The 13,536-nt window shown below is 64.6% G+C and carries 13 protein-coding genes; 7 read left to right on the top strand and 6 right to left on the bottom strand.

The genetic code is table 11. The annotated features are described in order from the left end of the window. Positions 1–145 precede the first annotated feature (145 nt). Positions 146–1,225, bottom strand: coding sequence for a type III PLP-dependent enzyme (locus tag ON32_RS18895; protein ID WP_040792281.1), 1,080 nt, complete (start codon positions 1,223–1,225; stop codon positions 146–148). A gap of 161 nt (positions 1,226–1,386) precedes the next feature. Here ON32_RS18895 and ON32_RS18890 point away from each other — a divergent pair, with 161 nt between their 5' ends. Together ON32_RS18890 and ON32_RS18885 are read left to right on the top strand one after the other, a co-directional pair. After that, on the top strand, positions 1,387–3,009 hold the full coding sequence (locus tag ON32_RS18890; protein ID WP_040792280.1) for a condensation domain-containing protein: 1,623 nt from the start codon (positions 1,387–1,389) through the stop codon (positions 3,007–3,009). 25 nt (positions 3,010–3,034) lie between these two features. Then, the gene (locus tag ON32_RS18885) at positions 3,035–4,609 is read left to right on the top strand and encodes a (2,3-dihydroxybenzoyl)adenylate synthase (RefSeq protein ID WP_040792279.1); all 1,575 of its coding nucleotides are present in this window, start codon (positions 3,035–3,037) and stop codon (positions 4,607–4,609) included. A gap of 195 nt (positions 4,610–4,804) precedes the next feature. Here the strand turns inward: ON32_RS18885 and ON32_RS18880 are convergent, their stop codons facing one another. Together ON32_RS18880 and ON32_RS18875 are read right to left on the bottom strand one after the other, a co-directional pair. Continuing rightward, positions 4,805–4,987 carry a hypothetical protein gene (locus ON32_RS18880; RefSeq protein WP_157224243.1) on the bottom strand — a complete coding sequence of 61 codons (183 nt, stop codon included), beginning with the start codon at positions 4,985–4,987 and terminating at the stop codon, positions 4,805–4,807. Positions 4,988–5,115: 128 nt separating this feature from the next. Beyond that, complete coding sequence (locus tag ON32_RS18875) at positions 5,116–5,427, bottom strand: hypothetical protein (protein ID WP_157224242.1); 312 nt, start codon at positions 5,425–5,427, stop codon at positions 5,116–5,118. Between the two features lie 424 nt (positions 5,428–5,851). Between ON32_RS18875 and ON32_RS18870 the strand changes: the two genes are divergently transcribed. Together ON32_RS18870 and ON32_RS18865 are read left to right on the top strand one after the other, a co-directional pair. Next, positions 5,852–6,646, top strand: coding sequence for a TspO-related membrane protein (locus tag ON32_RS18870; RefSeq protein ID WP_040792358.1), 795 nt, complete (start codon positions 5,852–5,854; stop codon positions 6,644–6,646). 152 nt (positions 6,647–6,798) lie between these two features. After that, positions 6,799–7,368: a hypothetical protein gene (locus ON32_RS18865; protein ID WP_169331642.1), complete on the top strand. Its 570-nt coding sequence runs from the start codon at positions 6,799–6,801 to the stop codon at positions 7,366–7,368. A 757-nt stretch (positions 7,369–8,125) separates the two neighbouring features. Here the strand turns inward: ON32_RS18865 and ON32_RS18860 are convergent. Beyond that, entirely contained in the window at positions 8,126–9,016 is an 891-nt protein-coding gene (locus tag ON32_RS18860) for an alpha/beta hydrolase (RefSeq protein ID WP_040792275.1), read from the bottom strand. Positions 9,017–9,109: 93 nt separating this feature from the next. Next, positions 9,110–9,715: a TetR/AcrR family transcriptional regulator gene (locus ON32_RS18855; protein ID WP_040792274.1), complete on the bottom strand. Its 606-nt coding sequence runs from the start codon at positions 9,713–9,715 to the stop codon at positions 9,110–9,112. 374 nt (positions 9,716–10,089) lie between these two features. Here ON32_RS18855 and ON32_RS18850 point away from each other — a divergent pair, with 374 nt between their 5' ends. The 3 genes from ON32_RS18850 (at position 10,090) to ON32_RS18840 (ending at position 11,993) form a co-directional block, all read left to right on the top strand. After that, positions 10,090–10,665: a TetR/AcrR family transcriptional regulator gene (locus ON32_RS18850; protein WP_040792273.1), complete on the top strand. Its 576-nt coding sequence runs from the start codon at positions 10,090–10,092 to the stop codon at positions 10,663–10,665. 72 nt (positions 10,666–10,737) lie between these two features. Continuing rightward, entirely contained in the window at positions 10,738–11,532 is a 795-nt protein-coding gene (locus ON32_RS18845) for an SDR family oxidoreductase (protein ID WP_245551149.1), read from the top strand. Positions 11,533–11,672: 140 nt separating this feature from the next. Next, entirely contained in the window at positions 11,673–11,993 is a 321-nt protein-coding gene (locus ON32_RS18840; RefSeq protein ID WP_157224241.1) for a VOC family protein, read from the top strand. Between the two features lie 799 nt (positions 11,994–12,792). Here ON32_RS18840 and ON32_RS18835 read toward each other — a convergent pair. Continuing rightward, positions 12,793–13,152: a hypothetical protein gene (locus ON32_RS18835; protein WP_157224240.1), complete on the bottom strand. Its 360-nt coding sequence runs from the start codon at positions 13,150–13,152 to the stop codon at positions 12,793–12,795. Positions 13,153–13,536: the final 384 nt, after the last annotated feature.

The following is a 13,536-nucleotide window of genomic DNA, read 5'->3' as shown; positions in this document are numbered from 1 at the left end:
TCCTTGCTCGGGTGCGAGCGGAATTCGTGCGCCCGGAAGCCGTTCACGGCCGCATCCTACGGAATCGGAGGCCACCGCGCCCGAACTTGCGCGGATACCTCTCGCAGATCCGGGCCGTAGCGGTCGTCGGTGCGTGACAACCGCGTCACGCGCCGACGACCCGGACCGCCAAAGGCGGAAAGCCGTTGAAGAACACCGAGGAAAAACTCGCTGTATAGGCGCCGGTATCGCGGATTCGCACGGAATCACCGGCGCGCAGCGTGATCGGCAGAAGGACAGGTCTGCACCGATGGAGCACATCGGTTTGTCGACAGGTCGGACCGGCAAGTACCGCCTCGTCCGCGGGATCACCATCCCGATCCGTCTCGATTCGATAGTCGATGTAGTCGGTATCGATCAATCCGCTGTAGCGGCCGATATCCAGATACACCCAGCGCCGCCCATTCGGTGCCGTGCGCACGGCCACGACCTCGGTGTGGATCACCCCGGCGCTGCCGGCCAGGGCTCGGCCGGGTTCCACCACCAGATCGACACCGTCCGGAAGATATCGCCCCGCCGCGGTGGCGATCACCGCACCCACCACGGCCGGCGCCGGAGCAGGGTCGGCATACGAGATCGGCAGACCCCCGCCGATATTCACGGTGGAAACCGTTATTCCCTCGCTCGCCAATATTTCCGCGATACCACCCGCCTGCTCGATACCGATCCGCCAGGCGGCCGGATCCAACTGCTGTGACCCCACATGGAAGCACGGCCCGACGACCCGCAATCCCAGATCACGTGCTCGCACCAGCATTCGCGCCACTTCACCGGGCGCACAACCGAATTTGGCGCCGAACGCCACCCGCGCCCGCGGTACCGATGCCAGAAACCGACACTCGACCTCCGCGCCCGGAGCGTGGACGGCAATACGATTCAACTCGTCCTCGGTGTCGAAGACATACCGGCGCACCCCCGCCGCATAAGCGGTGGCGATATGGGACGCCTTCTTGATCGGATTGCCGTAACACATGGCAGCCGGGTCGATACCCAGCCCCAGGCACTGTTCGATCTCGCCGACACCGGCGACATCGAACTCCGCGCCCTCGTCGGCGAGTAGCCGTATGACCTCCGATATCGGAGCGGCCTTGACCGCGAAGCGGATTCGTGCCGTGGGCAAGGCGGATCGCAGTGCGCAGTAGTTGTCGCGCACCTGCGTGAGATCGATGACGAGGTAGGAAGACATGGGCTCGGAGGAACCGATCGGAATCACGGTGGTTCACCCTATGATCACCATGGCGAAGCCGCCGGCGCCCTCGTGGCCGAAGCCGGTCCGGTGTCGATATTCGGACAAACGGCCGCATCGCCCGTATGACATGACATCTGCCAGGAGAGAGGGCGCCGTCGATGGCTCACAACACCGGTAATGGTGGTGATTCCCGCTCGGAATCGGTAGGCGAAACACCGGAAACCCTATTGTGCGAGCTGTTCGCCGCAGTACTCGAGCTCCCCACTGTCGACCCCCGTGACAGCTTCGCCGAACTCGGCGGCGACAGTATCCGCGCCATTGTGCTCACCGTGCGCGCCAGGGCCGCGGGCCTACCGATCCGGACCGAGGACCTGCTGACCGAGGACACCCCCGAACGTCTCGCCGCCCTGGCGGCGATCAGGTCCGCACGGCCCGCCCCGGCGACCGGCGACCGATTCGAGCGACCGGTGGTGGACGCGGACCGGCCACGGACACTGTCGCCGCTACAACAGCACATGCTCGACGTCGCCGGAACCTACGGCGCGGAGACCGAGGTCGTACAGCTCTACGTCGACCTCTCGGGTGACCTGGACATCGCACGGCTGCGGACGGCCGCACAGCAGCTCGTCCGGCGACACCCCAGTTGCCGCTGTCGGTTTCGGATGGACCCGAGCGAGGGGCGGTGGGTGCGCGAGATCGACACCGATATGCCCTTGCCCTGGCGCTACCACGACCTCGAAGAACAGGAGGTCGATGAGGACGCCTTGCTCCGCGACGAACGGGTGTCGCGTTTCGACCCGACCCGTTCCCCGCTGTTCCGAATCCTGCTCATCAGGCGCGGTCCTGAGCGATATCGCCTGGTCGTCACCCACAACAATATTCTCTGGGACGGATGGTCCGCCGGAATCCTCGCCGAAGAGCTGACGTTGCTGTACAACGCCCCGGAAGAAGCGGCGCCGGACACTCCTGCCGACCCATACGACGACTATCTACAGTGGCTTTCCCGCCAGGATCGCGAGAACGCCATCCATGCCTGGCGGAAAGTCCTGGCCGGGGTGAAACAGCCGACCCTCCTCATGAATGCGCAACCACCGGAATCCATCGGATCGACCGCGAAAATCATTTCGACACTGCCGCATTCGGTTGGTTCCGCGCTCGAGCTCCGCGCGCGTGATCTGGGAACCACGCTCAGCACGGCCGTCCAATGCGCGTGGGGTCTGACCCTGGCGGAAACCATCGGAAGCGACGATATCGTTTTCGGGTATACGACCTGCGGTCGTCCGGCGGCCGTTCCCTCGATCGACAGGGCGGTGGGGTTGCTGATAAACGATGTACCGGTCCGGATGCGGATCCACACTGGTGATACCCCGGCGGACCTGCTCACGCGACTGCGCGATCAGCACGCCGAAATGACCCCCTACGAGTTCCTGGACTCGGACGACATCCAGCGCGCCGCGGGATTCGTTCCACTGTTCGACACCCTGGTCGTCTTCCAGAACCTCATGCGGCCCGAGGTATCCCCCGAACCGGGACCGGATCTGCACATCGATGGCTACGGGATCATCGAATCCATCCACTACGCGCTCGTGTTGTACGCCTATTCGAGGGACCGGCTTTCCTTCGAGTTGTCCTATCATCCGAATGTTTTCGACCGATCCTTCGTGGACGATCTGTATGCGCGATTCCGCTACCACCTCGAACTGATCGCCGAAGGCGCCGACCGGGACATGACGCCGTCGGCCTCGGGAAACATGCACGGCCATCGTTCGTATACGCAGTAGTCCGCTCAGGAATCGAGGGGTGCCGATGTGGCCGACCGAACTCGCGCAACACTACCGATCCGAGGGCTATTGGCGAGGAGAGACCTTCGGCGAGCTCCTCGCGCGCCTGGCCGCTCGGCACGGTGATTGCACTGCCCTCGTCGCCGGTGCCGTCCGTATCGGGTACGCCGAACTCGCCGACCGGGCCGGCCGTCTGGCCGCGGGGCTGCTCGAACACGGAATTCGCCCCGGCGACCGAGTGGTGGTCCAGCTGCCGAACAGCGTGGAGTTCTTCGACGTGCTCTTCGCCCTGACCCGCCTCGGCGCGATACCGGTCCTCGCGTTGCCCGCGTATGGGGCGCACGAAATCGAGAACCTCTGCGTGGCGACGACAGCGGTGGCCTACATGACGGCGGGTGTCCCCAAGGGCTTCGAACAGCGCATATCGGCTCGCAGCGGGGCATCGGTCCTCGTGATCGTGGTGGGCGACGCCGGGGAAAACCTCGAGCTATCCGATCTCTACACCGCCGTCCGCGAGCTTCCCGCGGGACCGAAGCCGAGCGATACCGCATTACTGCTGTTGTCCGGCGGCAGCACCGGCGCACCGAAACTGATCCCACGCACCCACGACGACTACCTGTACAGAGTGCGCACCGGCGCGCAGATCTGCGGTCTCGGCCCCGACAGCATCTATCTGTGTGTGCTCCCGGTAGCGCACAACTTTCCCCTCGCCTCCCCGGGCGTCCTCGGCACGCTGTACTCCGGCGGGACGGTCGTCCTCACCGACCGCCCGGACCCGGACCCGGCATTCGAACTCATCCGGCGCGAACACGTCACGATCACCGCTGTCGTGCCCGCACTCGCCCTGGTCTGGCTCGAGGTCGCGGATGCGATGGCGACGGATATTTCGAGCCTACAGATCCTGCAGGTCGGCGGCGCCAAGCTGTCGCCCGATATCGCACGGCGCATAGGACCGACCTTCAACTGTCTGTTGCAGCAGTCGTACGGAATGTCCGAAGGACTCGTCTGTTATACGCGACTCGACGATTCGGACGAGGTCATCACGACAACCCAGGGCAGGCCGATGTCCCCGGCCGACGAGATCCGTATCGTCGACAGCCGTGACCGCGAGGTGCCGCCGGGTACCACGGGCCACCTGTTGGCCAGGGGGCCCGCCACGATCCGGGAATACTGGAGCGCCGAAGAACGGAATCGAACCGCGTTCACCCACGACGGCTTCTACCGAACCGGAGATCTGGCACATATCACCGCAGACGGCAATATCGTGGTCGAAGGCCGGGCGACGGACGTGATCAACAGGGGCGGAGAGAAGATCGCAGCCGCCGAAATGGAGCGCTATATCCGCACCCACCCCGCCGTGCACGATGTCGCGGTTGTCGCCGTACCCGACCGGTACCTCGGCGAACGTATCCGCGCGTTCATCGCGACCCGTCCCCGGGTCGAGCGGCCCACCACGATGGAGCTGAACGGATTCCTTCGTGAACGCGGCCTCGCCGAATTCAAGGTGGTGGATCAGGTCGAGTTCCTCGAAAGCCTACCGACGACGGCGGCAGGAAAAATCGATAAAAAGCATCTCGCGAGGCTATCCGTGGATTGGTAGGAGGCATCTGTCACGCCGAAAGCGGCTACGTGCTTCTGGGTCATCCGGCTGCGCGAGCACATCCATACGGGAACGACGACAAGCCTCGTCCATCGGCTCCGGACCGTCTTTCCTCAGCGCGGATAGAGTGAATACGGTCGCTCTACCGCACTGGGAGTGAGGTCTACCGGAAGTGGGTCGCATCGGCCCTTTCGGCTATCCGACGATCTCGGTGCCGGGGATGGCCTTGGTCAGCGCCTCGCGGTACTCCTGCATGGTCGGTGAGGTGTATACCGTGGGTTCACCTTCGAACACGATGATGTAGGGACAGGAGTATTCGGCGGCGTCAACGGTCACCTCGGTGACCTTCTTCGCCGTTCTGGCCTCGAAGATTGTCACCTTGGCGCTGGAACGCAATACTTTTGCCGTCTCGCCCTTGTCGAATGTGCAGGTGCCGACACTCTCGTAATCGTCACCGTGTTCGGCGCAGGCGACCAGCTGTACCTGCTTCGGGTCCTCGATGCGCTTCAGATCCGGATCGCTGGGGAGAACTTGCTCCAGTTGTTGGTCGACGACGGGTTGTCGATACCCGTATGCTCGATGATCACCAGAGGATGTGTGCTGCCCCCGTAGGCCGCCGCATCGGGAAAGGCCGTTCGTTTCGGGCCCAGGAAATCACTGCCCGTGCAGACCGCCTCGAGGTCGCGTGTTTTTGCGATCGGAGTTGTGCTGTTCTGCACCCCGCCACATGCCGCCACGACCGGCAACAAACCGACCACGATCGACAAAAGCGCTATCCGCCGAACCGACATTCCCACCCGCTTCGTCTTCGATACCACTTGCCCGATGCGATACCGGGCGGCACCGGAAGTGTACGACACTGCGCGGCAACGGGAGCCGGGTCGTGACAAGGTCACGCGACGACCACGGGCCTCGCATACCGCGATGTGGTTGCTTTCGAATATCCGCGGGCGGCGAGACGGTGGTGCTCGGGCTGCTCGGTCGAGCCGGCACGATCCATCTGCCGGGCGATACCCGACCGCGGGATTCCGACCGTGATCTGCCGAGCGGGTCGACTCGGGTCGACCGGCTCACGGCATCCCGGGAGGAAGTGAAGTGGTGCCCGATCGGATCGAACGTCTCACCGGTGAGGAGGCCGGTTTCCCACGAATGGGCCCGAGCGGCGGAGACGGTTCCGGGTTCGGAACCGGACCATCGACCACGTGGATGGTTGAAGCTCCCGCGAGCGGGCATACGCGCTACATGACCGACAGATCTTCCGATATCTCCAGGCAGGTACTGCTCGCGGTGGCTGCCGTGATAGCGGTGATCGCCGCCGTGATCGGCTCGGGCGCATTGGGCGGCACACCGATCGCCGAGGCCGCCGACGGGGCGCTGGCCGCCGATGCCACCTTTGTCGCTCCCGGCGGTCCGGCCTTCGCCATCTGGTCGCTGTTGTACCTCGGTTTCCTCACGCTCGCGGTCTGGCAGCTTCTCCCGGCGCAACGTGGGAACCCGCGGGTTCGGGACGTATGGTGGTTGGTCGCCCTGTCGCTGTTGCTGAACGCATTGTGGATCACCACGGTGCAGCTCGGCTGGGTTCAGGTCAGTGCGGTGGTGATCCTCGCCCTGCTCGCCACGCTGGCGGTGATCTTCGTCCGCTGTCTGCGTTCGCGTCCCGCGGACCGGGTCGAAGCCGTGCTGCTCGACGGTGTGATGGGGCTGTATCTGGGGTGGGTGGTCGTCGCGACGGTGGCGAATATCGCCGCGGCGTTGAAAGCCGGGGGTGTCGACCACCTCGGTCTCGGTGCGGAGCCGTGGGCGGTGGTGGTGCTGGTGATCGCTGCCGCTGTCGGAGCCGGATTGGCGTTCATCAGTGGTGGTCGGGTCGCGTTCGCGCTCGCCATGGTGTGGGGGCTCGGGTGGATCGCGGTCGCCCGTTTCGCCGACGCTCCGGAATCGGCGGTAGTAGGAGGTATGGCGATCGCCGCCGCCGTGGTGGTCGCGTTCGCCACCCTCGTGGCCCGGATGGGGCGGGTGAACAACACCCCGGCATAGCCCGTGTCCGATACGGTACGCCCGGCGGGGCCTCGGGGCGGCAGCTTCCGTTCGCTGTTCACGGTGCCCGATTCGTGAGGGAGTGCAACGCGGTGGTTCGGCGGCTGTCGCCGGTGTGGGCGGTGTGATTCCATCATGGGATGGAGGATGCTGTGACCGGCCCGCAGTGGGGCCGGGGTATGGGGCTGTGGCGGAAGCGAATACCGGCCGGTGTACTGGGAATCGTATTGACGCTGGCGGCACTGTTCCTGCTCGCGGACCCGATCAATGTGGTCGCCTACTATTTGGGTTACGGCGACGAGATGCAGGTCAGGGTCGTTGTCGGTACGGGTTTCGACGCGCCGAGCGATGATGCCGAGCCGGGGTGGGGCCGTGTGATCGGGGAAGACCGCATCGTCGAGCTGTACGGTGTGAGCGCCGGGGAGGTGGTGACCGCCCGGCCCCGGCTCATAGAGTTGGGGGCCCGCCGGTATGTCTACACCGGCCACGCATCGGTGCTGTGGGGGTTGACCTCGATATTCGGCGTGGCCGTGCTGGGGGTGCTCGGGGTGCTGCTGTGCCTGTTCGGTCTCGCTCCGCCTTCACTGCTTGCACGGCTCGCGCCGATGTCGGCGAGGCTCGCCGGACGGCTTTCGAAACATTCGAAGCGGGGAGAGACCAAGCGGGGAGAGGCCAAGCGGGGAGGGACCGAGGACCCGGGACGGTTTCCGCCCGCGTCGTGACGAGCTCCGGCCATGCGATTTCGCGGTATGTCACCGGGATGATCTCGGCTCTCTGTCGTGCTCCTGTGGTGGCTTTCCGCTGCGAATCCGATTGTTCGCGGAAGCCCTGCGCATCGCCGGCATGGTGTTGGAAACCAATGCGCTTTCTCCCCGGCCGGCAGCATTGTTCCGTATCCGTGAAGCCCTGCCTTGGCGCAGGCGGACGATGATACCTCGGCCGCACGTCCTTTCCGCTGGGCCCGATCGCTGTATCCGTACCGCCGCAACTCTTCTGGAAGCCATCGGCTACATTCCGGCGTGGCGGTACCTGATCACCACTTGATCGTGCAGCGGTCCCTTCCCGTGTGGGCACCGGTACGGGGTCACGTTCCGGGCGGCCGATGCCATGTTCGAGACCACCAATCGGGGCAGACGGCAGCCGGTTTCATCGATACCCAGTAGTTCGACTCGTGGTCGAATCTCCGCTGACCGAGGTATCGACTTCTCCGGTACTCCGATCGGAAGGCGTGGCCGGCACAACGCTTGTTCGGTGGTGAGGTGTGGTCTTCCGATTCGTTGGAGTCGAACATATTCACTCCCGGAACAGTGCTACGGTGAGCCCGATCAACCCCAGGATGAGCCCGATGAGTGCGAGGTTCGCGCCCATCACCGTGCGATCGCCGGTCGATGATGACAGCGTGGGCCGGAAAATATCGCGCCGGATGGTATGGACCCAGTGATGTTCGTGTTCTCGGGCGTGGGCATGGCGGCGGTTGGGTCAGCCGTTGAGGCGGCCGACCAGGAAGTCGCGGGCGACGGTGGCGGCCCGCTCGAACTGTTCTTCGTAGACGGCGAAATGGCCACCGGGTATCAGTGCGAGTTGTTTGGGTTCGAGGGCTTCGGCGTAGCTGCGCAGGGCGATCTCGGTGGGGGTCAATGTGTCCTGTTCTGCGACCACCATGAGCAGCGGGGTAGGGGCTACCCGGGAGATGAAGGCCTCGGGAGCGTAGGACTGGAATTTGTCGACGCTGGACAGGGTTACCTCGTTGCGCCAGGTGGGGACCTGCGGGCCGTTGGCCATCAGCCATTCGTAGACCTCGATGCCGGGCATGGCCACCATTTCGGTGGGGTCGTCGGAGGCGGCCTTGATCGTTTCGTGGGGTTTGCCGGCGAGTCTGGTGGCCCGGTCGGCGGCGATAGCGGCGTGAACGGTGGGCAGCATGGTGGAGGGGACCAGTCGGGTGAACGTGTCCCATCCGGCGGTCAGCGGCACCTGGGAGACCACGGCCCGGACCCGGCGGTCGGTGGCGGCGACGACCAGTACATGAGCGCCCGCGTAGCTCGTGCCCCAGATCGCTATCCGATCCGGTTGGATGCCTTCCAGGGTTTGGGCGAAGGTGATCGCGTTGCGGTAGCCCTCGATCTGGGCCACCGGGTCGACCTCGTATCGCGGTTCACCGTCGGAGGTGCCGAATCCGGGATGGTCGTAGACCAGGCAGGAGAGTCCGGCAGCGCTGAACACCTCCGCGAACGGCGCCACCCATTCCTTGACTCCGGCGAAACCATGGGTCATCACCACCAGCGGGGTGTCGCCCGTGGAGACATCGGGGCGGTACAACCAGCCACGCAATGTCACGCCGTTACTGTCGAATTCGATGTCCGTCCGCATGCCGACTCCTCTGATTACGTTACGGATCGTAATCAATTTAGGACCGTTCAAACGTGACGTCAACCATAAAATTGCGAGGGGGGTATAACTCGTTCAGTGTTTGCGGTAGCCGACGGCGTCGAGCGCCGAACGTACCGTGAGCTGGACCAGTTTCGCATCGATCGGGTCCAGTGTGGGGACGAGCGCCCGCATCAGCATGGGGCCGGTGATCAGGTCGCAGAGCCACTCCGGGTCGGTCCCCGGGAGGATCTCTCCGCGCACCACCGCGCGTTCCAGAATGGAGGCGGTCGAAAGCCGACGTGGTCGGAGGAACTGTTCGTGAAATCGTTGGGCCTTCTCCGGGCTGCGGGCCAGGTCGGCGAGCAGGCCGGGCAGTGCCCTGCGCATGACCACATCGTTGAACAGGTCCAGCTGATGTCGTTGGATCGCCAGTAGTTCCGCTTCGATTCCACCGAGATCCTCGGCGCCGGGTTCGAGGCCGAAACGCTCTATCAGCATGGCCGAGACCAGGTCGGCGAGGTCGGTGTACCGCCGATACAGGGCGGGCCGGCTCGTCCCGGCGGCATCTGCCACCGCCTGTAGGGTGACCGCACTGTATCCGCGCTCGGCGATCAGATCCGCTGTCGCCGCCAGTATTGCGGAGTCGAGCCGGGTGTCGCGAGGGCGACCGGCTCGGGTCGGTGCTGTGCTATCGGTCATGCGTCAACCGTAACGTCGGGATTGCTCGTAACACTTCGGGGCATGATTCGACCGCAGGCGAGTCTTTGGGCGATGGCCGGTGAACTCGGTGTCTGTTCGGCGCTGGTCATTGCGAAAGCCGTGTGAACAGGAGGGGGGACGGGGGTTCGGAACTCTGCCGCCGGGGCTGCCGGTCCGTGGGGGAGGTGGTGGGGGTGCGCACGCGCTCGGCCTCGGGACGGTATGCGAACGGTGGGGTCTTCGGGCGAGCGAGTCGCGCGTCGCCGGGCTCGGGTGAGCTGTGCCTGCGCTGTGTCGTGTGCTGGTCCGAGGTGACGGTGGAATGGCCGCCATAATATTTGACTTCAGATTACAAAATATCTACGGTCGGTTTCATGGCGCGGACGAAGAGTTTCGATCCCGACGAGGCGATCGACAAGGCGATGGAGGTGTTCTGGCGCAAGGGATATGCCCATACGACGCCACAGGATCTCGTCGATGCGATCGGTATCGGCCGAGGCAGTCTGTACAACGCGTTCGCGGGTAAACGGGATCTCTTCGAACGGGCGTTGCGCCGCTATCAGGCGAAGGAAACGGTGCGGTTGATCGATCTGCTCGATGGGCCGGGCTCCCCGCGGGAGCGGGTGCGCGCCGCGCTCACCCTGGTGCTCGAGGCGTCCGTCGCCGATCCGGATCAGCGTGGTTGCCTGGCCACGAATACCGCCGTCGAGCTCGGTGACGACGATACGGTGGGTTTGTTGGTACGGCGGATCTTCGACCGGCAGCACGATGCCTTCCGTGGGGCGATCGAGGAGGGGCAACGCGCCGGTGAGTTCAGCGCGGACCTCGACCCGCGTGCGGCGGCGAATTTCCTGCTGGCCACCATCAATGGCATGCGGGTGCTCGCCAGGGTCGATCCTCGTCCCGAACGGCTCGCCGGATTGGTCGAAACGGTGCTGCGCGCGTTGTGATCTCGCTGTGGCCGCGGCGCGGCGGTCGCCTCTTTTTGCTCTTATTTTATAACCGAAGTTCAAGAAAGGTGTATGGTGGATCTACAACTTCACGGGAAGACGGCTGTCGTTACGGGGGCCAGTAAAGGAATAGGCCTGGAGATCGTCCGGGCGTTGAGCGCCGAAGGTGTGCGCGTGGTGGCTGCCGCACGTACCGTCACCGACGAACTTCGCGAGCTCGAGGGCTCCGTCACGCCGGTGACCGTCGATCTGGCGGCGCCGGACGGGGCTGCGCATCTGATCGAACGCGCGAGTGTGATCCTTGGCGAGATCGATCTCCTGATCAACAATGTCGGCGGCGTCGTCCCCGGTAGCGCCGACGCGGGGGGCTTCCTCGACATCGCGGACGACGCGTGGCAGCGCACCTACGAACTCAACTTCTTCAGCACTGTCCGGGTCACCCGACAGGCCCTGCCGAGCCTGCTGCGACAGGCCGGCGTGATCATCAATATCTCGTCGATCGGGGCTCGCGCCGCCTATCACCCTGTCGACTACGGCACCGCGAAAGCGGCATTGAACAATCTCACCAAGGCGCTCGCCGAGGAGTTCGGCGGCCAGGGTCTACGTGTACTCACCGTCTCACCGGGGCCCACCCGCACCCGCCACTGGTCGGATCCCGACGGCTACGCCGCCGATGTCGCAGCCCACAGCGGGATGCCCCTCGACGAGTTCCTCGCCCAGGCTCCCGCTCGGATGGGTATCACCACCGGTCGGCTCACCGAACCGCACGAGATCGCGGCACTGGTCGCCTTTCTCGCCTCCCCGGTTTCCGGAAACCTGACCGGTGCGGACTATCTGGCCGATGGTGGGGTGATAAAGACCGTTTAGCTCGGGTTTCGAGATCCGTCCCGATTTCGGTGAGCGCGGGGCGGGGCCGTGGTCGAGCGCGACCCGTTGCGGTGGAAGGAAAGCCGAGAGGCGACAAAATTCCAAGCCGGTGGGTGTCGCGGGCGCTCATGCTCGGTGTCATGAGCATCGAGCAGATCGCACCGAAGTCGAGTGTCGAGGGTGCGGATGAGGCGATCCGCTACTACGGCGAGGCCTTGGATGCCGTACTTCGCGATTGCCATGTGGCGGCCGGTCGGGTGTTGTTCGCCGAACTGGAGTTGCCCTGCGGGGCGATGTTCCAGGTGAAGGACGCCGATGAATTCGACCCCGACCCGGTGCGCCTGGGCGGCCGTGGAGTGCTGCTCGCGGTGGTGACCGCCGAGCCCGACGAACTCACGCGGCGGATGGTGACCGCCGGAGGTGAAACCGTGTTCGAGGTGGCCGACCGGGAGCCGCGGTGATCCGCCCTGGTCACCGCGGATCGGAGGTCGTTCCGAGTGGGAGCTGCTCCCGGGGGGTCGAATCGCGGAATTCGCTTTCGGCTCCCGGGGAATGGTCATATCGGTGAGGGTGGTCGATCGCCCGTCGATTGCGTCGATCCCTCGCGTTCCCGGCGGCGCTCGAGGGGAATGTCCCCGACTGCATGGGCAGCGCATTCGTGGCGACCGTCACTGCGACTTCGAGCGGACCTCTCGAGCCGAATCTTACCTTCGGCCGACCTCGGGATTCCTTGTCGCAGACAGGATGTGTGCCTACATGTGGATGGGGCCGGCCCCGCAGGAGCTGCCCGAACCGGGATGTCCGCTCGGGCCGAGAGGTGGCGTTCGGTGTGGTGATTCGTGTGTTGCCTGTTCCGGGCCTCGGCACGGCCGGAGCGGTACCGGGTTGATGGGTGGGTCGGGACCGAGGCCGGAGCGTTTCTAGAACAGCAGCATCATGCTGTACATCAGGAACATGAATGCCATCATGTCGTAGAACATTCCGACCCCGCTTCCATCGATTCGATATCTTGTGTCCGGTACTACGTCCGGACGCGACCAAACGTGCCGCTATATGACGGTACGATACATAACGGCTTGTTTTTGTGGAAGTTGTTCCCTGTGACGGGAATACGCGACCGCCCTCGATCGACTTCTATCGGGTGGTCGAGGTGTGGAGAAGCCGATGGTTGGTCGGGGTGGGTCGTTCTCGGGACGCGTGGTGTGCCGGCCGACGCGCAACCGGGGGTGATCCCGCGAACGTCGGTCGAGGAGTCGGGCCTCAGGTCCCGAGGTTGCTCCCTGGGGTGGGTAGGTATTTCTTTCCGCAGGTCAAATCGTGTACGAGGTTGTCGTACGAGGTGTATGCGCGAGCCAATTGCCGGCGGTTGACCCCTTCTGGGCCATCCAGTACGAACCGGTTGAACGAAATCGTGTACAGGTAGGCCATACGGCAGAAGACCGCGCCCAGGCCCTCGTGATATTCCTCGGCATCGATGGGGGGTTCGCCCAGAATTCCGTGCGCCGCCAGGTCGATTGCCGCTATGTGTCGCTGTGCGTCTTCCCAGGCGCGAAGGAACGGATCGCTGTCGACATCCATCGACGGCAATACGATGTCCCGGTCTCCCACGGTCCGTGTCATCACCCCATCGCCCCAATGCGGCCGGAGTACCTCCAGGCGCCGATGTGTGTTGACGAGTCCTGCGATCGATTCGATTATCCCGTGCCCGGGATCGGCTGCCCCCATAGGGTAATCGGCTGCTCGGGCGAACGTCGTCGCCACCGTCCGACTGTCCGGCAATGGACCGAAAAAACCACGATCTTCCATCGTGCCCCCGTTTCTCGCCGCCATAGCGGTTTCCATCAATTCCCGAGATGGGACCCGGGTGCGCGACCCGCTCATGGCACCCCCTTGTGGCCGGTCCCGGCGATTGCCGCGCACAGCCTAATCAACCCTGTGGTGCGCCGGTGGGGGATTCGTCCTCGCCGAACGAAATTCATCTCCACGGCGTGGCTGTGTCGAACA

The organism is Nocardia paucivorans NBRC 100373, assembly GCF_000308675.1.
GTDB lineage: Bacteria > Actinomycetota > Actinomycetes > Mycobacteriales > Mycobacteriaceae > Nocardia > Nocardia paucivorans.
The sequence above is the reverse complement of the archived record's forward strand: the minus strand, read 5'-3'. Positions and strand labels throughout refer to the sequence as shown.